Below are 20,813 nucleotides of genomic sequence, written 5' to 3'. Positions count from 1 at the left end.
CTAGCGGGTGAGATCGTCCACCCGGACCCGGCGCACGTCACGGGCGATTGCAACTTCTCACCCTCGTCGCATTGACGCATGGAACTTCTTGCCGAAGTATGCGATTCATGATGCTTGATCGGTTGAGCCTCAGGGTCCGCCGTGCGCTGGCGTGCGCGCTGACGGGCGCCGTCCTGCTCACGGTGGGGGCGGCGCCGGCGGCGGCAGCCACCAGCCGCGTCTCCGCCGCGACGGCGACCCTGGCCGGCCATCCGGTGTGGGCACACTTCAGCGATCCGACGGCCGGTCGCGACTACACCATCCTGGCCGAACTGGAGCGACTGATCGACGCCGCGCCCGCCGGCTCCACCATCCGGGGCGCGATGCACTCCATCAGCGTGGACTCCGTCGCCGACGCCCTGCTGCGCGCCCAGAACCGCGGCGTCACCGTGATGGTGGTCGTCGACGGCAAGAACGCGACCTCGACCGATCCGGCCGTCGCGACGATCAGGCAACTGCGATACCACCAGTTCTGCCAGAACAGCAGCGGCGGCCGGGGCTGCATCAGCACCAGCGCCGCCGGCGACATGCACACCAAACTGTTCACCTTCACCCGCACCACCGACCCGAACGGCGTCGCCCACGGCAACGTCGTCTGGTTCGGGTCCAGCAACCTCACCTACGCCACCGGCCCCGACGCGTTCAACAACACCATCACCGTCTACGGCGACGCGGCGCTCGCCGCCGGCCTCGGCACCAACTTCGCCGACATGTGGAACCGCCGGCACTACAGCGGCAACGACTACTACGACTCCGCCTCCGGCCGGGGCTACTACCAGGCCGCCGCGGCCGACGCGTACGCGTCCCCGGAGGGCGTCGGACAGACCGACACCATCGTCACCCGCCTCAACGACCTGACTCCCGACGCCGACTGCCGGCTGCGCGTGGGCATGGCGGCGGTGACCACCGGCCGGCCGCAACTGGTCGATCTCGTCACCCGGTTCCGGGCCGCCGGGTGCAGGGTCTGGATGGTGATCGGTACGAACACCGACGGCAGCATCGCGATGAGCCGGTCCGTCTACGACGCCCTGCTCGACGCCGGCGTCTCCCTGCGCAGCCGGGCCAAGGTCCACGACAAGTTCTTCCTGGCCCACGGCAGGTACGGCAGCGCCCACCAGTACCGGGTCTACACCGGCTCGCAGAACTGGACCCAGGACGCCCTCAACGAGAACGACGAGATCTTCGTCAAGATGGCGCCGGAGAGCGGGGCCACCCGCCCGCTCTACGACGCCTACTACACGCACTTCAACGATGCCTACAACTCCGGGACGACCTGCACGAAGGCCAACTTCCCGTGCCGCTCCTGAGCCGCGCGCGGCGCGGTGCCGCGCCGGGGATGACGCCCGCCCCTCTCCCGGCGTGACACTGCGCCACGATCACTCCCAGCGGAAGCAGCGGGCGGCGAACCCGCCCAGCACCACGGTGAACGCCACCAGCACGGCCAGGTGCGTCGACGTGGGCCAGGAGCCCGCCCAGGCGTCCTGCGCGGCCAGGGACGCGGCCCCCAGCGGGGTGAAGTCGGCGATCCGGCGTACGAGGTCGGGCATCAACGGCCCCGGCGTCCACACCCCGGCGAAGAACATCATCGGGAAGTAGATCAGCTGACCGATTCCCATCGAGGCCCGGGCGCTCGGCGTGACCGCCGCCACGAGCAGCGCGAGGGCGCACATCGCGCCCGCCCCGAGCGTGAACGCCAGCACGAAGCCGACCGCGTTGCCGGGCGGCGGGACGTCGAAGACGGTCGCCGCCACCAGCCAGGCCAGGCCGCACGCGACCAGCAGCGCGGCGACGTTCACGGCCACCTGCGCGACGAGCATCGCCGTCGGCGAGACCGGGGTGGTCGACAGCCGGCGCAGGATGCCCCGCTCGCGGTAGCTGCCCACCACGTTCAACAGCGTCATCAGCGTGACCGTCGCGATGGCCAGCATCATGGTGATGGGCAGGTATGCCTCCAGGGGAAGACGGCCGTCCAGCTCGTCGGCCGGCTCCCGGAACCCCGGCATGGCCAGGCCGAGCACCAGGATCAGCAGGGCCGGGAAGGCGACGGCGAAGAAGGCGCCGACCGGATCCCGGAGGAACAGTTTCGCCTCGACGCGGGTGATTTTGGAAAGGGTGACCATCAGAGGCTCCTGGCAGAGGTGAGGGCGAGGACCGCGTCCTCGAGGGTGGGCCGTTCCACGCCGGGCACCCGCGCACCGGCGATCAGGTTGCGGGGAGTGTCGACGGTGACGACCCGGCCGGCCGCGATGACCGCGAGCCGGTCGCAGAGCCGCTCCGCCTCGTCCATGAAGTGGGTCACCAGCAGAACCGTGACGCCACGGTCCCGGACCTGCCGGACCAGCTCCCACGTGTCCCGCCGGGCCTGCGGGTCGAGCCCCGTGGTCAGCTCGTCGAGGATCGCCACCGACGGGTTGCCGACCAGCGCGAGCGCGATCGACAGCCGCTGCTTCTGGCCGCCGGAGAGCTTCGCGAACACGGTGTTCCGCTTGGGGGTCAGCCCCAGCTCGTCCATCAGCTCCCGCCAGTCGGCCGGATGTGGATAGAACGAGCTGTACAGGTCCAGCGCCTCCCGCACCCTGATCCGATCCGGCAGCCGACTCTCCTGGAGTTGGACGCCCACCTTCCGGCGCACCGCCGCGCGGTCCCGGCGCGGGTCCAGCCCCAGCACCCGCACCGTCCCGGCGTCCGGGGCCCGGAGCCCCTCGATGCACTCCACGGTGGTGGTCTTGCCGGCGCCGTTGGGGCCGACGAGCCCGAAGATCTCGCCCTCCTCCACGCTCAACGACACGTCGGCGACGGCCACCTGATCGGCGTAGTGCTTACGGAGGTTCCTCACCTCGATGACTGACATGCCGAGAACGGTAGGAATTCCACCGGTCGCCGATAATGGGTCCAGCCACCCGGTGGGGGTGCACCCAGCCCCACCCCTGGTCGGTACCCTCCCCCAGTGCGGGCGGCGGTCGATGAAGCGAAGACTCGGGCCGTGACCCGCTTCGCGCTCGCCCTGCCACGTTGCGCCGCCCTGGTGGTCCTGTCCGTCGCCGGGTTCGCCTACGGGCAGCTCCTCGTGCTCGCCGCCACCCTGGTGGTCCCCTACCCGCTCGCCGTCGCCGGGCAGTTCCGGTTGACCGCGCTGGGCCGCCGACTCGCCCGGGCATGGGGTGGGGTCGACCTGCCCGACCCCGTCCGCTCTCCGCCGCCCGCGCCGCACCGGCGCGAGGACGGCTGGTACGCCCACGACGACACGCTGTACCGCTCGCCACGGGTGCCGGCGTTCCTGCTGAAGCTGGACCACTACGCGAAGGACCCGACGATGGTGCGGGAGTGGCTGTGGCTGATCCTCACCCCGGTCCTCGGCGCGGTCCCGCTCCTGGTGCCGCCCGCACTGGTCGCGTCCGGGGCGTTCCTGCTCGCCTCGCTTCCGTGGACTCCCGCGTGGTCGGTGCCGGCGGCCGTCGGCGCCGTCGTGGCCGCGTTCCTGCTCGCGCCGGCCGCGCTGCGGGCGTACGGATCGTGGGCCGGTGCGGTGCTCGGGACCGGTGAACGGCCGCGATCGGCCTTCCGCCGGTGGATCAGCCGCGCCTCGGCGACGACCTGGCGGGGAGCCGGCCTGGCCGGGCTGTCCCTCGCCGCGTTCGGCGGCCTGCTGCTCAACCTGCTCGCCGCCGCCGTGTCGTGGGGCGGGCTGCTGCCGTACACCCTGCCGGTCACGCGGTCACTGGTGGCGCTGTACCGGCGCCGCGTCGGCCGGTGGACGGGCTCCGACCTGCCCGCACCGTACCGGCCGTATCCGCCGCCGCCCAGCCCGGGCGAGGACGGCAACTACCGGGTCGGGCGGGTCCTGTACACCGACGTCGTGGCGGCCGTCCAGGGTCAGCGGCCCCGGTGGCTGCTCGGCGACCCGGCCACCTGGCGGGACCAGCTGTGGTCGCTGGGCACGGTCGTCCTGGCCCCGCTCTCGTTCGTCCCGGGGATCCTGGTCGGCTTCGGGTTCTACGGCCTGTTCTGCCAGCCCCTGACGTGGGCGGGCTGGGCGGTGCCGATCGGCCTGTCCACCGGACACTGGGTCACCCCGTTCTACCTGTGGTTCGGCATCGAGCACGTCGGCCTCGTCGCGCCGTGGTTCCCGGACTGGGCGAGCATGCCCGTCGGGCTGGTCATGACGTTGCTCGGGCTCGGCCTGGCCGGCCCAGTGATGAGGCTGCGGCTGTGGTGGGACCAGCTCCTGCTCACCCCCACGGCGGCCACCGTGCTCGCCTCGCGGGTCGCGCACCTCGCCACGACCCGGGCCGACGCCGTCGACGTGCAGGCGGCCGAGCTGCGCCGCATCGAACGTGACCTGCACGACGGCGCCCAGGCCCGGCTCATCGCCGTCGGGCTCAGCCTGGCCGCCGTCGCACAGCTCATGGAGACCGACCCGGCGCGGGCGCGACGACTGCTGGAACAGGCGCAGGAGACGTCCGCCGCCGCGCTGGCCGAGTTGCGCGACCTCGTCCGCGGCATCCATCCGCCGGTGCTGGCCGAACGCGGACTCGGCGACGCGATCCGGGCGATCGCGCTCGACACCCCGCTGCCGGTGGACGTGGACGTCGACCTGCCGGGTCGGTTCGAGGCGCCGGTGGAGTCGGCTGCCTACTTCGTCACCTGCGAGGCCCTCACCAACGCGGCCCGCTGCGCCGCCCACATCTCCGTGTCGGTGTCGCACCGCGACGGCGTGCTCCGGACGGTCGTGACGGACGACGGTCCCGGTGGGGCCGACCCGGCCAGGGGGACCGGGCTGCGCGGCATCCAACGGCGGCTCGCTACATTCGACGGTGCCATGACCCTGCACAGTCCGCCCGGTGGACCCACCGTCGTCACCATGGAGATCCCGTGCGCGTCGTCCTCGCCGAGGACCTCCACATCCTGAGGGATGGGCTGGTCCTGCTCCTCGAGAGCCACGGCTTCACCCTCGCCGAGGCAGTCGGCGACGGGCCGGCACTGCGCGCCGCCCTGGCCCGGCACCGACCCGACGTGGCCGTCGTCGACGTACGGCTGCCGCCGACCTTCACCGACGAGGGCCTGCAGGCGGCGCTGGCCGCCCGGCGCGAGATCCCCGGTCTTCCGGTGCTGGTGCTGTCCCAGCACGTCGAGCAGCTCTACGCCCGGGAACTGTTGGCCGACGGGGCAGGCGCGGTCGGCTATCTGCTCAAGGACCGTGTCCTGAACGCCGACCAGTTCATCGACGCCGTCCGCCGGGTCGCGTCGGGCGGCACCGCGATGGACCCGGAGGTGATCGCCAAGCTGCTGACGGCCGGCGGCACGGCCTCACCCCTGGCCCGCCTCACGCCGCGCGAACGCGACGTGCTGGAACTCATGGCCCAGGGGCGGTCCAACGCCGCCATCTCGCAGCGGCTGTTCCTCAGCGAGAGCGCCGTGGGCAAGCACACCGCGAGCATCTTCGACAAGCTGCGCCTCCCCCCGTCCGCCGACGACAACCGGCGCGTCCTCGCCGTCCTCACCTACCTCAACGACGCCTGACCCCGGCGGAGGCGCCATCGTCGCGCCCCGACCCGCGCGACAGCGGTGCAGCGTCGTGGAGGGTCAGCCGGTCGAGGCCCTTCTCCGTGCGGCGGGTGATGCCCGGCCCGGCGTCGATCACGCGGTCGTGACGCCCGGCGTGCCCCCCGCAGCGGTGGGGAACGGATCAGGCGGCGGGCGTCGCGCCCCCGCCGCGCACCGCGACCACGCGGCGGCGCCGGGCGAGGAGCAGCACGATTGCGCCGCCCGCCACCAGGGCGAGGCCGGTTGTCGCGACCAGTCCGGCCCGCGGCCCGGTGATCGGCAGCTCACCCCCGCCGCCACCGCCGCCACCCCCGCCGCCGTCACCGCCGGCACTGCCGCGCGCGGCCACCAGGACCGCGAAGCCGTCCCGGTTGTCGCTGTCGTCCACGTCGGCCGCCGGCACGGCGACGGCGTTCGCCGGCAGCTCGGTGCGCGGCAGGCCGGAGCGGGCATCCGTCCGCTCCGCCAGGCCCTCGACCTGCACCGTCCCGCCCGCCAACGTTCCGGGTGCCCTGCTGGAGGTCGCCACCGTCACCAGGTCGTGCAGCTCGACGGCGGAGTGGCTGCCGTCGGTCGGGTCGGTGTCCTGGCCGGCCGGTACGAGCGCGAGCGTGTCGTAGGTGCAGACGGCCGACCGCCCTTCGTCGGCGACCGCGCACTCCTTCGGCGGTCGGGTGAACTCCACCGCCTCGGGCAGGCGCAGCGTGACCCTGACGCCGCCGACCGCCTTCCGGCCCTGGTTGACGATCCGGTACCGCAGCGCGCCCGTCTCACCCGGCTGCAACGTCCCGGTGGGTTCGAGCCGGCCGTCCGCGCCGACCCGCACCGACTGCTTCACGTCCGGCGCCACCACCGACAGGTCCGCCTCGGGCTCGTCGACCACCTTGAGCGTGAACCACCTGCGGGCGCTGGTCTCCATCGGTCCGTCGCCCCAGGCCATGCCGGCCTCGACGGAGAACCTGCCTTCGTAGGGCTGGTTTCCCTGGACGTGGATGTCGATGGGAAGGTCCACCGTCTCGCCGGCTGCCGGCAGCAGCTCCGGAAGAACGCTGGACTCGATGCGGCAGTACCAACCCCAGGCGTCGCCGTCGCACTCGCCGGAGCCACCGCCCTCCGGCCACATCAGGGAGATCCTGTCCGGCCAGTCCGCCTCGCCGGGGCGGACGTAGAAGATCACCTGACTCGGCGTCCTGTCGGTCAGGTTGGTGAGTCTGAGGTGGACCCGCTTCTTCGTGACCCCCAACGGCATCGTCGTACCGGTCAGGTCGAACGTGAACCTCGGATCCGCACCCGCCGCCGGGGCCGGGCCGGCGGGGACGGCCAGCCCCGCGAGGACGAGCAGCGTCACGGCTCCGGTTCGCGGCAGCCATCGATGACCAAAACGCATGCGGATTCCTTCAGCAGAGCGGCGATCGTGGTCGGGAGCCCCATCCAAACCGCTCACCTCGACTCTCGCAACGTCCACTCGGCGAGGCACGCGGAATCCGCCAGAACTCCCCACCCGGTCACCGGCGGGGCGGCCGAACCGCCGCCCCGCCAGCACCCGCACGCCGCGTCAGTCGACCACCAGGAGACCGGAGAGGAGGACCCCGCGGGCCAGGTTGAGCACACCGTCGCAGCCCGGGAAGCCGGTGCGGATGCAGGCTCCCGCCGCCCGGCGGCCGAACAGGTACGGGGCGATGCTGTACGGCACCTCGGCGCTGACCGTCTCGCCGGTCTCGATGTGCACGAAGTCCAGCGGAACGTCGTCGGCCCGCACGTACTCCTGGAGGATGAACCCGCCCCGCTCGACGGCCCGGGTCAGCCCGTCGCGCCACGCGTCGGCGTCGGTCTCCCGGCCGATCAGCACGTCCACCCCGGCGGAGCCGTCGGCCGGCTTGGCCACCAGGTCGCGCCGGTCGGCCACCGCCCGGTCGAGCAGATCCGCCGTCAGCGACCACGTCCGCGGCACGTACCGCTGGATGAGGTCCCGGTCCGGCGGCGCCAGCGCGTCGGCGTCCTCCCAGAGCCAGGCGAAGGCCCGCTTGTTGGCGATCAGCCACGCCGCCGCCGACACCCACATCGGCACCGTCCCCGCCGCCAGCCCGGCCTCCAGGGCGTCCACCCCGGCGCTCGGGGTGACCCGGTTGGGCACGAAGAGGCGGAACACCCCGTCGACCGGGGCGCCACCGGCGACGAGCCGCTGCCGGTCGTCCAGCGTCACCTGGGAGACCGGTGCGATGACCAGCTCCAGGCCGGACGCGGCGGCCCGCTCGACCACCGGCGACAGCAGCCGGAAGAAGCGCTGCGGGTCGTCCAGGCCGGGGTACTCGGCGTCGAAGTCGATCAGCATGGCGACCCGGGCCCCGTCGGGCAGGCCGAGCCCGGCACGGATCGCGGCGAACCGCTGGTCCACGGCCGACGGGGCCGCCGACAGGCGGATCCGGTCGGTGAGGCCGCGCCGCCGGTAGACGTCGACGAAGCGGCGCACCGTGGTGTCCGCGTCGAACGCCCCGCCGAGGCTGCTGTCAATGTTGTACTCCACGAACCGGGGCACCCCGTCGCAGAGCAGCACGTCCGGGCGGAACGCGTCCAGCAGCGCCTCGGTCAGCGGCTCGGCGTCGTCCAGCAGCCGGGTCTCGCCGTCGGGCACGTTCAGCAGCCGGCGCAGCTCCCCCGCCGTGCCGGCCCGCCGCCGGCACGCCTCGAAGATGAGCTGGGCGAGGCGGTCGGAGACGGCGTTGAGCACGCCGAGCGAGGTCTCGTCCATCACCGGCGGCCGGGCCAGCCGCCACTGCTTGTTGTACGTGGCCCGCCCGTCGAAGGTGTCCCGCCAGGACTCGGCCCCGGCGGCCACCATCTCGGCGCGCACCGGCGCGGGCAGGTCGAGCCACGCCTGCGCGGCGGAGGGCCAGCGGTAGTCGGCGTCGATCACTTCAACCGTCCTTCATGACGTGTTGGATGGCGGCCAGGAGTTGCTCGCGGCTCGGCTGCACGGCCCGGTCCAGCGCCGGGGCGAACGGCAGCACCGCGCCGTCGGGGCGGGTGACCCGGCGCGGCGGCGCGACCAGCCGCACCCGCTCGACCACGGTCGCGATGATCTCCCCAGCGATACCGCAGGAGCGGTTGGAGTCGTCCACCACCACCAGCCGACCGGTGCGCGCCACGGACTCGGCGAGCCCGTCCCAGTCGAACGGGTACAGCGTGCGCGGGTCGAACACCTCCACCGACACCTGGTCGGCCACCTCCTCGGCGACGGCGAGGGCGTCGTGCACCAGGTGCCCGACCGCCACCACGGTCACGTCGTCGCCGAAGCGGCGCACCCGGCCCCGACCCAGCGGCACCGGCGCGAGCGCGGCGAGGTCGACGTCGTCGCGGACGTCGAGCGCCCCGGCCGGGGCGAAGACCACCACCGGGTCGTCGCAGCGCACCGCCGACACCAGCAGCCCGTACGCGTCGGCGGGGGTGGCCGGCACCACCGTGGTCACCCCGACGTGGGCGAAGAGGCTGTACGGGTGGTCGGAGTGCTGCCCCGCCCAGCCCGTCCGGGAGCCGGAGCCCGGCACCAGGTAGGTGACGGGCGCCGCGCACTGCCCGCCGGTCATCAGCGGGAACTTGTGCGCGTGGTTGACGATCTGCTCGAAGACCAGGAACAGCAGCGACGGGATCTGGAACTCGACCACCGGCCGCATCCCGGCCAGAGCGGCCCCCGTGGCGAAGCTGGTGAACGCCTGCTCCGACAGCGGGGTGTCGAGCACCCGCTCCGGGCCGAACCGCTTGAACAGCCCGGCCGTGACGTTCGAGGCGGCCACCCGGATGTCCTCGCCGAGCAGGAACACCGACTCGTCGCGGGCCAGTTCGTCGGCGAGGGCCCGGGTGAGCGCCTTGCGGTAGGACAGTCTGGGCATCTACCCACCTCCGGTGCGGGCGGTCAGGCCGCTGGCGTACAGGTGCGCCAGGGCGTCGGCCGGATCCGGCTCGGCGCCGGCGAGGGCGAACTCGACGGCCGCCGTCAGGGTGGCTTCGACCTCGGCGTCGACCTCGGCCCGCTGGTCGGGAATGAGCCGTCCGCCCTGGATGTCGACCGGGTCGCGGGCCCGGCCCCGGGCCACCTCGTCGGGCGGGCGGTAGTCGAGGCGTACCGCGTGCTCGAAGGTGTGGTGGGCGTCGAACCGGTAGGTGCGGGCCTCGATCAGCTCGGGGCCGCCGCCGGCGCGCATCCGGTCGACGGCCGCCGACGCGGCGTCGCGTACCGCCTCCGGGTCCTGGCCGTCGACGACGGCGGCCGGGATGCCGAACGCGGCGGCGCGGCCGGGGATGCTGCCGGCGACCGCGCCCGCGACGGGCATGGTGGTGGCGTAGCCGTTGTTCTCGCAGACGAACAGCACCGGCACCCGCCACAGCGCGGCCAGGTTGAACGCCTCCAGCAGCATCCCCTCGTTGACCGCGCCGTCGCCGAAGAAGCTCACCCCCACGACGTCGTCGCCGCGGCGGCGGCGCGCCCACACCGCGCCGGTGATGATCGCCCCGGACGCGCCGACGATGGCGTTGGCGCCGAGCACGCCGACACCGAAGTCGGCGGCGTGCATCGAGCCGCCCCGGCCGGCGTTGAGGCCGGTGACCCGGCCGCACAGCTCGGCGAGCATCCGCGCCGGGTCGGCGCCCTTGGCGAGCACGTGCCCGTGCCCCCGGTGGGTGCCGGCGACCACGTCACCGGCGCCCAGCGCGGCGCACACCCCGGCGGCGATCCCCTCCTGTCCCAGGTACGGGTGGATGCCGCCGACGATGTGCCCGGAGCGGACCAGCTCGATGGCCCGCTCCTCGAACCGGCGGATCAGCCGTACCGTCCGGTAGAGCCGGACCGGGTCGGCGTCGTTCACCGGTCGCGTCCCTCCTTGACGGCGGCGAGGATGTCGTCCCAGAGCTTCGCCCGGGCGGCGAGCGCGGCGTTGACGGTGTCCGCGCACTCCTGCCACCTGGTGTCGTCGTCGCCGCACAGGTCGGCGAGCATCTGCATCGCCATCGGGGTGTGCTGCTCGCCGTCGACCTCGATGTGCCGCTCCAGGTAGTCGACGAACGTGTGCAGCTTGCGGCTGCGCTCGTTGACGGCGACGACCTGGGTGAACATGTCGGGGATCAGGTCCTCCCGGCCGAAGGCGAAGGCCGCGGCCTGGCAGTGCACCGGGGTGCTCTCGATGATCCGCCAGGTGGTGGCGGCGAACGCCGCGGATGGCGCGGGCACCCCCGCGTCGACCAGCGCGTCGGCCACCGGCCGGCCCGCCCGCAGCAGGTCGACAAGCTTGTCCACGGCCGTGGTGTCGGCGCCGGCCTCCCGCATGCCCCGCACGTACAGCTCGAAGTGGCTGAGGTAGCCGTCGCCCAGTTCGTCGCTCTCCTCCACCATCACGATGTCGTTGATCAGGCGGCGGCTGCCGGTCGGCCCGGTCGGGATCCACGGCACGGTGACGCAGGTGAGCTGCCGCTGCAACGACTTCAGCAGGGACATGAAGTCCCAGACGGCGAAGACGTGGTGCTCCATGAAGGTGACCAGCGCCTCGTGGGTGTCGAGGTTGGCGTAGAGCGGGTGCCGGACCACCACGTCGCGGCGGTCGGTCACCGCCTGCTCCAGCCGCTCGATGCCCGGGTGGGTCCTACCCCAGTCGTAGCGTGACATGTCAGCCTCCCTGCGGGGCGCGGTGGCGCCAGATGACCGGGCAGTACTCGGGGTCGGCGTAGTCCGGCCGCCCGTCGGGGGTGCGGCGCACGAGCACGTCGTGGTTGTACGCGGCGAGCGTGCCGTCGGAGAGGGGGAACTCCCGCCAGGCGTTGTCGCCGTCCTGCAGGTGCAGCGAGATCGCCCGGCGCGGGCGGCCGCTGACGTTGGCGCCGCTGCCGTGGTAGGTGCGGCAGTGGTGGAAGCTCATGTGTCCCTTGGGGATCACCATCGGCACCTTGCGGATCTCGGCGCCGTTGTGGGCCGCGTTCTCGGCGAGCATCTCCTCCAACTGGTCGCGGTCGCGCTCGGCGAAGTGGCGCACCACCGTGTCGTCCGCGCCGATCTCCTTCCAGCGGTGGGAGCCGTCGACCATGGTGATGGTGCCCATCTCCTCGCCGCAGTCGTGCAACGGGATGAACGCGGTGAGCATGTTCTCCGACGACGAGGACGCCCAGTAGTGCTTGTCGAAGTGCCAGGGCACGATGTTGGACGGCTCGCCGGAGATCGGCGGCTTGTAGATCAACGTGGACTGGAAGACGCGGATCTCGGTGGCCCGCGCGAGCCGGGCCGCGACCGCGCCGATCAGCGGCTTGCGCAGGATGGCCCCCAGCCCGTCGTGCTCGTGGTGGACGTAGTCGTTGTGCCGCTGCACCGCGCCCTTCGACGGCTCCCAGTAGGCGAGCTTCGGCGGGCGCACCGGCAGGCGGCGGTCCCGCTCGCCGTCGTAGTAGCGGTCGGCGGCCGCCGTGAGGGCGTCCACCTCGTCGTCGGTGAGCAGTTTCTTCGACAGGTACCAGCCGTGCTCGGCGTAGAAGGCGACGTCCTCGTCGGACGGGAGCAGCGCCTCCTCCTCGGCGGTCAGTGTCGGCTCGAACTCGGTCGTGGTCACGCCCGCACCTCCTGCGGTGTCGCGGCCGCGACGGCGGGGATCGCCCCCGCCGCGGCCAGTTCCCGTTCCTTGGCCTCGTAGAGCGCCTTGATGTTGCCGCTGCCGAACGTCCGCGCCCCACGCCGCTCGATCAGCTCCAGGAAGAGCGTGCGGCGCACGTGCATGGACTCGGTGAAGATCTGCAGCAGCTGCCCGCCGTGGTCGCGGTCGACCAGCACACCGAGGTCGCGCAGCCGCTCCAGCGGCGCGTCCACCCGGCCGACCCGCGCCTCCAGGGCGTCGTAGTAGCTGCGGGGGGTGCCGGCGAAGCGCACCCCGCGCTCGGCGAGCGCGCCGACGGCGGTGACGATGTCGTCGGTGCGCAGCCCGAGGTGCTGCACCCCGGCGCCGGCGTGCTGGTCGAGGAAGGCGTCGATCTGCCCCGGCCGGCGGCTGCGGTCCGGCTCCAGCAGCACCAGGGTGACCAGCCCCGAGGGGCTCTGCACCACCTTGGAGTTCATCGCCTGCCCGGCGACCTCGATGTGCTCCTCGAAGATCTCCGCGAACCCGAACACCTCCCGGTAGTGCCGGACGGTCTCGTCGAGCTGGCCCGGCGGCACGCAGACCGCCAGGTGGTCGATCTCGGCGAGCAGCTTGTCGTCGCTGCCGCCGGCCGGGGGCGTCATCTCGACCGCCCCGGGCAGGAAGTCGCCCCGGTCGCCGCGCCGGGACACCAGGCGGTGCAGCACGTCGCCGAAGCCGCCCACCTCGGCGGTCACCACCTCCGCGTCCGCGCCGGTGTGGGTGGTCGGTGGCGTCACCCCCGCCGCCCCGCGGCGCACCAGTTCGGCGTACGCGGCGGCGGCGTCGTCGACCTCCAGCGCGACCACGGCGATGCCGTCGCCGTGCCGCTGCACGTACCGGGACGCGGGATGCTCGGCGGTGAGCCCGGAGGTCAGCACCATCCGGATGTCGGCGTGGCGCAGCAGCAGCGACCGCTGGTCGGCCAGCCCGGTCTCGGGCCCGCCCTGGCCGCAGAGGTGGAAGCCGACCGCCCGGCCGAAGTAGAAGGCCGCCTGCCGGGCGTCCCCCACGTAGAGTTCGATGTGGTCTATTCCACGGATGTCCATGTCCTCAGCCCTTTCCACGGGTCCCCCGTGGTCTGCCGCCCGGGCGCGCACCGCCCGGGGTGGAGCGTGTCTCAGGCCCTCGGCCGCGCTGCCCGTGCGAGCAGCAGGCTCACGTTCTGGCCGCCGAAGCCGAAGGAGTTGGTCATTGCGTATCCGGCCCGTGTCTCCCGCGGCTCCTTGCGGATGTGGTCCGCCGGGCAGGCCGGGTCCGGGTCGTCGAGGTTGTGCGTCGGCGGGAGCAGGCCCCGGCCGAGCGCCAGCGCGGTGGCCGCCGTCTCCAGCACCCCGGAGGCGCCGAGCAGGTGGCCGGTGAGCGCCTTGGTGGAGCTGACCGGCACGCCGCCGATGCCGAACACCTCGGCCAGGGCGGTGGTCTCGGCGATGTCGCCGAGCTTCGTGCCGGTGCCGTGCGCGTTGACGTAGCCGACCCGGGCGGCGGGCACGCCGCCGCTGGCCAGCGCGCGCCGCATGCACTCCGCCGCGCCGGCGCCGTCGGGGCGCGGGGCGGTCGGGTGGTACGCGTCGGTGGTCGCCCCGTACCCGGCGACCTCGGCGTAGCCGGTGACGCCGCGGGCGGCGGCGTGCTCGGCGCGTTCGAGCACCAGCAGGGCCGCGCCCTCGGCGAGGACGAACCCGTTGCGGCGGGCGTCGAACGGCCGGCTCGCCGCCGTCGGGTCGTCCCAGCCCCTCGCCAGCGCCCGGGCGTTGCCGAAGGTGTCGGCGAACGTCGGGAACAGCGGCGCCTCGCTGGCCCCGCAGAGCACCACGTCGGCCTCCCCGGCCCGGATCAGCCGGACCGCGTCGGCCACCGACTGGGCCCCGGAGGCGCAGGCGGTGCCGACCGAGGAGGTGTAGCCGCGGATGCCGTGCCGGATGGCGATCCGCGCCGCCGGCATGTTCGGCAGGATGCCGGTGAGCAGGTACGGGCTGACCGCCGCGCGGCCCCGCTCGGCCCGTGCCAGCACCTGCGCCTCCAGGGTGGCCATCCCGCCGACCCCGCCGACGATGACCCCGATCCGGCCCGGGTCCACGTCCCGGCCCACCTCGATGCCGGCGTCGGCGAGCGCGTCGGCGGCGGTGAGCAGGGCGAGCACCACGATCCGGTCCAGCACCCGGGTCTCCGGCCCGGAGGCGACGGTGCGCGGGTCGATCTCCGGGAGCAGGCCGGCGACCTCCAGCGACTGCGCGGCGGGGTGCCCGGCCGGTGGCCGGCTCAGCCCGGACCGCCCCGCGCAGAGCGCGTCGAACGTCGCCTCGACGCCCCGCCCGACGGGCGTGAACAGCCCCATCCCGGTGATGACGGCGGTCACGACGGCGACTCGGTGAGATAGCGCTCCCGCAGGGCGACCTTGCGTACCTTGCCGGTGACGGTGACCGGGATGTCGGCGGGGCGGACCGGCACCACCCGGCGCAGGGTCGCCCCCACGTCCTCCCCGAGCGCCGCCCGGACCCGCTCGGTGCGGTCCTCGGCGGCGTCGGCGCCGGCGGCGAGTTCCAGCAGCACGTCGGTGACCACCCGGCCGGCCTCGGCGACGATCACCACGGTGCAGTCGGTGACGTCCGGGCAGGCGGCGAGGATCCGCTCCTCCGACAGGGCGGTGTAGAACCGCCGGCCGTCGCCCGCGTCGACGGAGTCGACGGCCCGGTCCATGTGGTAGTAGCGGCCCTGCGCGTCGGCGTACACCAGGTCCCCGGTCAGGTACCAGCCGCGCTGGCGGAACCGGTGGGTGGTGACCGAGTCGTTCCAGTAGCCCCGGAACAGCGAGGGCGAGTCGATGCCCAGCCAGCCCACCTCGCCGGTCGGCACCGGCTCGCCCTCGGCGTCGAGCACCGCGACGCGGGCGAACTGGTAGGGGCGGCCGATGCAGCGGCCGTACCGGTCGGTGTCGGCGCGGTGGGTGATGTGGAACATCGAGTGCCCCATCTCGCTGGAGCCCAGCCCGTCGATGAAGACCGAGCCGGGCACCCGCACCACGCCGTCGCGGGTGACGGTGTCGCGGGAGCCGACCGCGACCAGCCGGCGCACGTGCGGCTCGTGCGAGCAGTCGCCGGTGTTGAACCACAGCGACACCGAGTCCAGGTCGTACGCGGACAGGTCGAAGCGGGCCAGTTCCGCCCAGGTCACGGAGAAGCCGAACACCCCGTCGGGGCGCCAGCGCTGGATCGCGTCCAGCACCCGCTCGCCGCCCTGCTCGGACAGCAGGAACATCTCCGCGGAGTTGCCGAGGGCCTGGTTGACCATGAGCACGGTGGCGGTGTGCGGGGCGGGCAGCGCGTTGAGGATGCGGCGGGTGCCCTGCGCCTGCGGCATGGTGAGCAGGTGCCGGGTGGCGGCGAAGAGGCTCGCGTGCGAGTGCAGCACCGCCTTGGGCACGCCGGTGGTGCCGGAGGTGTGGGTGATGACGACCGGGTCGTCGGCGTGGTGCCGGTAGTGCGCCGGCGCGGCGGCCGGGTCGCCCGTGCCCGCCTCGGCGGGGGTGCCGATCACCGGCGCGCCGAGGTCGTGCCCGGCCAGCAGCGCGGTGTGCGCGTCGTCGGCGAGCACCCCGACGCCGCGCAGCCGGCGGATGTACTCGGCGGCGATCTCCGGGCGCAGCCTGCCGTTCATCAGCGCGGGGACCGCGCCGAGGCGGGTCAGCGCGAGGAAGCTGAGCACCATGTCGGCGGCGGCGGTGGCCCAGACGGCGACCGGGTCGCGCGGCTTGACGCCGCGCTCGTGCAGCCACGCCGCGCGGGCGGCGACCCGCTCGTCGAGCCGGCCCAGCGTGAGCGGCCGCTCGGGCGGGTGGCCGTCCACGGCGGTGTCGAAGGTGAGCCCCGGCCCGTCCGGGTCGGCGCCGTGCGCCAGCACCCGGGCCAGCACGTTGCCGGCGCCGATCCGCTCGTCGGCGGCCAGCACTCCCCGTAGTCCCCTGCTCCTCATGGTGTGTCTCCTCCCCCCAGCAGCACCGCGACGGCCCGGGCGCCGGTCGCGCCGTCGGCGCCCGGCTCCCGTGCACCGCCGTCGTCCGGCGCCTGTTCGATCAGGACCAGCAACGCCTCGTCGGCGTCGCCGTCGTGCAGCAGCAGGTCGACCTCCGCGATTCCCTCGTCGCGCGGGTCGCCCGTCGGCGCGAGGCAGACCACCGGCCCGCCCAGCCCCCAGCGGGCGGCCACGTGCCCGGCCACGCTGTTGGGCACCGACTGGAAGAAGAACAGCGGGCCGGGCCGGCCGCCGGCGGCGACCGTCGCCCGCACGTGCGCCGCGCTGGCCCGGTCCCCGGCCGCGCTGACCAGCACGACGGCGGTGCGCTGCCCGGCGGGTGCCGGCCGCTCGCCGTACGCCCGGCTCAGGCAGCGCTCGGCGACCGCCGCGACCAGCGGCGGGAAGCTGGAGTGCACGAACCCGGGCACGGGCGGCGGCGCGGCGTCGCCCGGTTCGGGCCAGGCCGCCTCGGCCAGCACGGTGCGGCCAGCGGCGGCGGGCGCCACCGCGTCGCGGCCCGCGTGCGGGCCGTCGAGCCCGCTCATGCCGCACCCACCAGCAGTGCGGTGTTCGCGCCGCCGAAGGCGGCGTTGAGGCTCAGCGCGTACCCGGTGGCGGCCGGCCGGGGCGCGTCGCGGATGACGTCGAGCGGGCAGGCCGGGTCGGGGCCGAGCCAGCCGGCGTTGACGGGCAGCTTCCCGTGCCGCAGGGCGAGCACGGTGACCACCAGTTCCAGCAGGCCGGACGCCTCCAGGGCGTGCCCGTGCAGCGCCTTGGTGGAGCTGACCGGGGTCCGCCGCGCCGCCGCGCCGAGCGCGGCGCCCAGCGCCGCCGCCTCGGAGGCGTCGCTGTAGCCGGTGCCGGTGGCGTTGGCGTTGACGTACCCGATCGCCTCCGGCGCGAGGCCGGCCCGGCGCAGCGCCGCGGTGACCGCGCGGGCCAGGCCGCGACCGCCGGGTTCGGGCTGGCAGGGGTGGAACGCGTCCCCGGCGCGGCCCCAGCCGAGCAGGTCGGCGACCGGCGTCCGGGCGACGGCCGCGGATTCGAGCACCACCGCGGCGATCCCGTCGCCGAGCAGCAGCCCGGTGCGCCCGGCGCTGAAGGGGCGCACCGCGCCGTCGGTGGCGAGGGCACGGCCGGCGTCGAACAGCGCGTACTGGTCGGGCTCGACGAGGTAGCCGGCGGCGACCACCGCCCGGTCGACGTCGCCGCGGCGGATCAGCGTGGCGGCGTCGGCCACCGCGCTGCTCGCCGAGACGCAGGCGGTGGTGTACGCCCGGGTCGGGCCGGTCAGCCCGGTCCGGGCGGCCAGGGCCGTGGTGAGCGCCGGCACGCCGGCACCGCCGTGCACGGCCAGCAGCAGGGCGGTGCCCGCCCGGCGGCCGGCGTCGAGCCCGGCGGCCCGGCAGGCGGCGTCGACGGCCTCGGCCAGCTCGTCGGCCAGGTCGCCGACGTCGGGCAGGGTGGCGGCGGCGTCGACCCGGCGCGGCGCCGTGTCGAAGCGGTCCACCGGCCGGAACGCGGGCGTCCCGGCCAGCACGCCGGCGAGCTGCGCGTCGGCGCCCCTGCCGAGCGCGCTGGTCGCGTGGACGCCGGTGAGCTGGACGGCCACCGGCTCAGCCATCGGCGGCGGCGGTCAGGGAGGTCCGGAAGACCGCCAGGGCGTCGTCGACGGTGCGGATCCCGGCGAGCTGGTCGTCGGTGAGGTCGAGCTGCCGCCCGTAGCGCTGCTCCACCAGGTGGACCAGCCAGGCCAGCTCCATCGAGCCGATCCGGTCGCCGACCTCGGCGGCCGGCTTCTCCGTGAGTTCGGCGAGCATCGTCACCAGGTCAGCTCGCCCCAGGTCGGGCTGACCGGCCATCAGGAGTTGTCGCTCGTCGCCCCGGCGACCCGGTCGGCGATCATCGTGGTGAACTCGCCGACCGTCATCAGGGCCAGCTTTTCCGACTCGTCGTCGGCGAACTTCAGGCCGTAGCGGTCCTCCACCCGCACGGCCAGGTCGGCGAGGGCCAACGACTCCAGGTCCACCCCGGACGGCCCGAGGGTGGTGTCGTCGTCGATGTCCTCGACGTCGTAGTTCATGTCCTCGAGCTGCTCGACGACGAAGGCGCGGATCTCGGCTCGCATGGTTAACCTCTTTCCGTGAGCCAGTTACCGGTGCCCGGTCGGGACACCGTGTACGTGTGGTTCGGCCGGGAGAGCGGCGGTCGGCCGGCCCCGGCCGGGCGGCTGCTGCGGCGGGCGGGTGCCACGCTGCTCGGCCGCGCGCAGGCGCAGATCGTGGTGGGGCACGGCCCGCACGGGCGGCCCGTCGTCGCCGCGTCCGGGGTGGAGGCCCGGCGGGAGCTGCCGGTCAGCGTGAGCCGCGCCGGCGGGGTGGTCGTGGTGGCCGCCCGCCCGGGCGGCCCGGTCGGGGTCGACGTGGAGTGGTTGCGCCCGCTGCCCGCCGTGGCGCTGGCCCGCCGCTGGTACGCCCCGGCCGAGGCGGCCTGGCTGGCCGGGCGGCCCGCCGACGACCGGGCGGCGGACTTCCTGCGGCTGTGGACCGCGAAGGAGGCCGTGGGCAAGGCGCTCGGGGTGGGGCTGCGCGACGGTGGCCTGCGCCGGCCGATGCCGGAGTCCGGTGGGCCCGGCGGCGACGGGCCGCTGCGGCCGGTGCCCGGCGGTGCGGGCCTGCGCGTCGGGCACCCGCCCGTGGGCGGGGGCCTGGTCCTGGCGGTCGCGGTGCTCGCCGCCGACGCGCCGCCGGTCGAGGTGGTCGTGGTCGAGGGGGAGATCGGGGCGGCGCAGCGGACCGGTCACGTGGCCGCCGTCCGCAGCGCGTCGACCGAGCGGACCAGCTTGCCGGTCGTGGTGCGGGGCAGCTGATCCAGCAGGTGCAGGGTGCGCGGCCGCTTGTAGCCGGCCAGCCGCTCGGCGAGCAGCTTGTCCAGCACCTCCTCCGACAGCGGCCCGTCCGGCTGCACGTACGCGGTGATGCCGCTGTCCCAGACGACCACGGCGGCGGCGACGCCGGGCAGTTCGGCGACGGTCGTCTCCACCTCGGTGAGGTCGACCTTCAGGCCGCCGACGGAGACCTGCGAGTCGAGCCGCCCGCGCACGGTGACCAGCCCGGTGTCCGCGTCGACGGTGCCGGCGTCGCGGGTGTGCAGCCAACCGTCGGCCCAACGGGTCGGGTCGCTGAGTCCCACGTACGGCGAGGCGGGGCAGCGGACCCGCAGCTCGCCGTCGACCTCGCGGACCTCGATGCCGGGGGCGGGGGCGATCGCCGGGCGGTGCCGCCCGTGCAGGTCGGTGCCGATGACGCCGACCTCGGTCATCCCGTACATGTTGCCCAGCGGCACGCCGTGGCGGTCGGTGAAGGCGCGGGCCACGGCGGCCGGGACCAGCTCGCCGCCGGTGGTCATCCGCTTGAACTGCGGCAGCGGGCCGGCGGGCCGGGTGGAGGCGAGCAGTCCGATGTGGAACGGCACGCCGAGGACGGTGGCCGGTGAGTCGCCGGCGGCGATCGCGGCCAGCACGGCGTCGCCGCTGAGCCGCTGCGGCGGCACCAGTTCCACCCCGGCGTGCAGGCCGTAGAGCAGACCGCCGACCAGGCCGAGCACGTGCACCATCGAGGGCAGCAGGATGATCCGCTCGCCGGGCAGCGCCACCCCGTCGATGCGGGTGTAGCGGTGCACCTCGGCGACGAGGTCGGCGGCGGTGCGGCCGATCACCTTGGACGGCCCGGTGGAGCCGGAGCTGAGCTGGATCACGGCGTGCCCGCTGACCGCGGGGCGGTCGGCGTACGTGGTGACGCCCTCGGTGACGTCGACGAAGATCCGCAGCGCCCCGCCGCCGGTGCGCACCGGCGCCACCACCACCTGGGGGGTGAGCCGCCGCAGGGCCCGCGCCACCTCGTGGTCGGTGAGCCGGTGGTCGAGCAGGACGGCCTGCGCGCCGCTGCGCCAGGTCGCCAGCAGGTTCACCACGTACGCCAGCGACGGCGGCATCCGCAGCGCCGCGGCGCCTGCGGGACGCAGTCCGGCGGCGTGCAGCCGGGCCTGCGCGTCGATCACCAGCCGGCGCAGGGTGCCCCGGTCGACCGGTTCGGGCAGTCGGAGACAAATGTCGGTCGGACGGCCTGCGAGCAGAACTTCGTCAACCCATCCGGGGTCTTCCGCCGCAGGATTTCCTGTCGTCACTGACGTTCACCGCCCAGCCTCAAAGAGGGCAAATCTGCCCAGAAAGTGCGTCCATCGGGGTGCTGCGGGGAACCTTACGACGCCATCCGGATTCATCACCAGATGCAAATGGCTAGATCAGAAAGAGCGGCCGGCCGGATTGCCGGCAGCCGCTTCGGCGGGCAGGATCGGGCGGGTAGGCCGGCTCTGGGTAACCGCCGGATGACACCTCGTGCGTACGGTCGGCATCGTCCCCCGGACGGCCGATGGCGCGTCCACAGCGGAGCGTGCGGGGTGACAATCCCGGCCGGGAGCGACGGATGCGACGGTTCGGGCGGCACCACGCCACCGCCCGTCCACACCGGACCGGGCGGGGCCGGCGCGCGCCCGCACGGGCCGGCCGCGCGG

General features: G+C 74.3%; 19 protein-coding genes and 1 pseudogene. 4 read left to right on the top strand and 16 right to left on the bottom strand.

Features of this window, described 5'->3' with window-relative positions; genetic code table 11:
- Positions 1-107: 107 nt before the first annotated feature.
- A complete protein-coding gene (locus ACGF7U_RS21045; protein ID WP_393109021.1) occupies positions 108-1,346 on the top strand; it encodes a phosphatidylserine/phosphatidylglycerophosphate/cardiolipin synthase family protein in 1,239 nt (412 codons plus the stop codon).
- A 69-nt stretch (positions 1,347-1,415) separates the two neighbouring features.
- Here the strand turns inward: ACGF7U_RS21045 and ACGF7U_RS21040 are convergent, their stop codons facing one another.
- On the bottom strand, positions 1,416-2,159 hold the full coding sequence (locus ACGF7U_RS21040) for an ABC transporter permease (RefSeq protein WP_393109019.1): 744 nt from the start codon (positions 2,157-2,159) through the stop codon (positions 1,416-1,418).
- 50 nt (positions 2,160-2,209) lie between these two features.
- Positions 2,210-2,890 (bottom strand): annotated as a pseudogene (locus tag ACGF7U_RS21035) (ABC transporter ATP-binding protein); the annotation flags it as partial.
- Positions 2,891-3,022: 132 nt separating this feature from the next.
- Between ACGF7U_RS21035 and ACGF7U_RS21030 the strand changes: the two are divergent.
- Positions 3,023-4,948, top strand: coding sequence for a sensor histidine kinase (locus ACGF7U_RS21030; RefSeq protein WP_393109017.1), 1,926 nt, complete (start codon positions 3,023-3,025; stop codon positions 4,946-4,948).
- Positions 4,912-5,559: a LuxR C-terminal-related transcriptional regulator gene (locus ACGF7U_RS21025; protein ID WP_393109015.1), complete on the top strand. Its 648-nt coding sequence runs from the start codon at positions 4,912-4,914 to the stop codon at positions 5,557-5,559. Before ACGF7U_RS21030 ends, ACGF7U_RS21025 begins: the two co-directional genes overlap by 37 nt.
- 166 nt (positions 5,560-5,725) lie before the next feature.
- Here the strand turns inward: ACGF7U_RS21025 and ACGF7U_RS21020 are convergent, their stop codons facing one another.
- From ACGF7U_RS21020 to ACGF7U_RS20960, 13 genes are all read right to left on the bottom strand, one after another.
- Positions 5,726-6,970, bottom strand: coding sequence for a hypothetical protein (locus tag ACGF7U_RS21020; protein ID WP_393109013.1), 1,245 nt, complete (start codon positions 6,968-6,970; stop codon positions 5,726-5,728).
- A gap of 168 nt (positions 6,971-7,138) precedes the next feature.
- Complete coding sequence (locus tag ACGF7U_RS21015; protein WP_393109011.1) at positions 7,139-8,497, bottom strand: hypothetical protein; 1,359 nt, start codon at positions 8,495-8,497, stop codon at positions 7,139-7,141.
- 1 nt (position 8,498) lies between these two features.
- On the bottom strand, positions 8,499-9,470 hold the full coding sequence (locus ACGF7U_RS21010) for an alpha-ketoacid dehydrogenase subunit beta (RefSeq protein ID WP_393109009.1): 972 nt from the start codon (positions 9,468-9,470) through the stop codon (positions 8,499-8,501).
- Entirely contained in the window at positions 9,471-10,442 is a 972-nt protein-coding gene (locus ACGF7U_RS21005) for a thiamine pyrophosphate-dependent dehydrogenase E1 component subunit alpha (protein ID WP_393109007.1), read from the bottom strand.
- Positions 10,439-11,236: a DUF3050 domain-containing protein gene (locus tag ACGF7U_RS21000; RefSeq protein WP_393109005.1), complete on the bottom strand. Its 798-nt coding sequence runs from the start codon at positions 11,234-11,236 to the stop codon at positions 10,439-10,441. Before ACGF7U_RS21000 ends, ACGF7U_RS21005 begins: the two co-directional genes overlap by 4 nt.
- A gap of 1 nt (position 11,237) precedes the next feature.
- Positions 11,238-12,167 carry a phytanoyl-CoA dioxygenase family protein gene (locus ACGF7U_RS20995; protein ID WP_393109003.1) on the bottom strand — a complete coding sequence of 310 codons (930 nt, stop codon included), beginning with the start codon at positions 12,165-12,167 and terminating at the stop codon, positions 11,238-11,240.
- Complete coding sequence (hppD, locus tag ACGF7U_RS20990; RefSeq protein WP_393109001.1) at positions 12,164-13,276, bottom strand: 4-hydroxyphenylpyruvate dioxygenase; 1,113 nt, start codon at positions 13,274-13,276, stop codon at positions 12,164-12,166. The genes ACGF7U_RS20995 and hppD overlap by 4 nt, the downstream gene beginning before the upstream one ends.
- A 71-nt stretch (positions 13,277-13,347) precedes the next feature.
- On the bottom strand, positions 13,348-14,586 hold the full coding sequence (locus tag ACGF7U_RS20985) for a beta-ketoacyl-[acyl-carrier-protein] synthase family protein (RefSeq protein WP_393108999.1): 1,239 nt from the start codon (positions 14,584-14,586) through the stop codon (positions 13,348-13,350).
- A complete protein-coding gene (locus ACGF7U_RS20980) occupies positions 14,583-16,199 on the bottom strand; it encodes a class I adenylate-forming enzyme family protein (RefSeq protein WP_393108997.1) in 1,617 nt (538 codons plus the stop codon). Before ACGF7U_RS20980 ends, ACGF7U_RS20985 begins: the two co-directional genes overlap by 4 nt.
- Positions 16,196-16,786, bottom strand: a complete 591-nt coding sequence (locus ACGF7U_RS20975; protein ID WP_393108995.1) for a beta-ketoacyl synthase chain length factor — start codon at positions 16,784-16,786, stop codon at positions 16,196-16,198. Before ACGF7U_RS20975 ends, ACGF7U_RS20980 begins: the two co-directional genes overlap by 4 nt.
- Entirely contained in the window at positions 16,783-17,865 is a 1,083-nt protein-coding gene (locus ACGF7U_RS20970) for a beta-ketoacyl-[acyl-carrier-protein] synthase family protein (RefSeq protein WP_393108993.1), read from the bottom strand. The genes ACGF7U_RS20975 and ACGF7U_RS20970 overlap by 4 nt, the downstream gene beginning before the upstream one ends.
- On the bottom strand, positions 17,858-18,103 hold the full coding sequence (locus ACGF7U_RS20965) for an acyl carrier protein (RefSeq protein WP_393108991.1): 246 nt from the start codon (positions 18,101-18,103) through the stop codon (positions 17,858-17,860). Before ACGF7U_RS20965 ends, ACGF7U_RS20970 begins: the two co-directional genes overlap by 8 nt.
- The gene (locus ACGF7U_RS20960; RefSeq protein ID WP_393108989.1) at positions 18,103-18,369 is read right to left on the bottom strand and encodes an acyl carrier protein; all 267 of its coding nucleotides are present in this window, start codon (positions 18,367-18,369) and stop codon (positions 18,103-18,105) included. Before ACGF7U_RS20960 ends, ACGF7U_RS20965 begins: the two co-directional genes overlap by 1 nt.
- A gap of 15 nt (positions 18,370-18,384) precedes the next feature.
- Here ACGF7U_RS20960 and ACGF7U_RS20955 point away from each other — a divergent pair, with 15 nt between their 5' ends.
- Entirely contained in the window at positions 18,385-19,110 is a 726-nt protein-coding gene (locus tag ACGF7U_RS20955; protein ID WP_393108987.1) for a 4'-phosphopantetheinyl transferase family protein, read from the top strand.
- Here the strand turns inward: ACGF7U_RS20955 and ACGF7U_RS20950 are convergent.
- A complete protein-coding gene (locus ACGF7U_RS20950; RefSeq protein WP_393108985.1) occupies positions 19,041-20,426 on the bottom strand; it encodes a class I adenylate-forming enzyme family protein in 1,386 nt (461 codons plus the stop codon). The two genes, ACGF7U_RS20955 and ACGF7U_RS20950, sit on opposite strands and share 70 nt — an antisense overlap.
- Positions 20,427-20,813 lie beyond the last annotated feature (387 nt).

Source organism: Micromonospora sp. NPDC047670, from assembly GCF_043204915.1.
In the GTDB taxonomy this organism is placed as follows: Bacteria; Actinomycetota; Actinomycetes; order Mycobacteriales; family Micromonosporaceae; genus Micromonospora.
The sequence above is the reverse complement of the archived record's forward strand: the minus strand, read 5'-3'. Positions and strand labels throughout refer to the sequence as shown.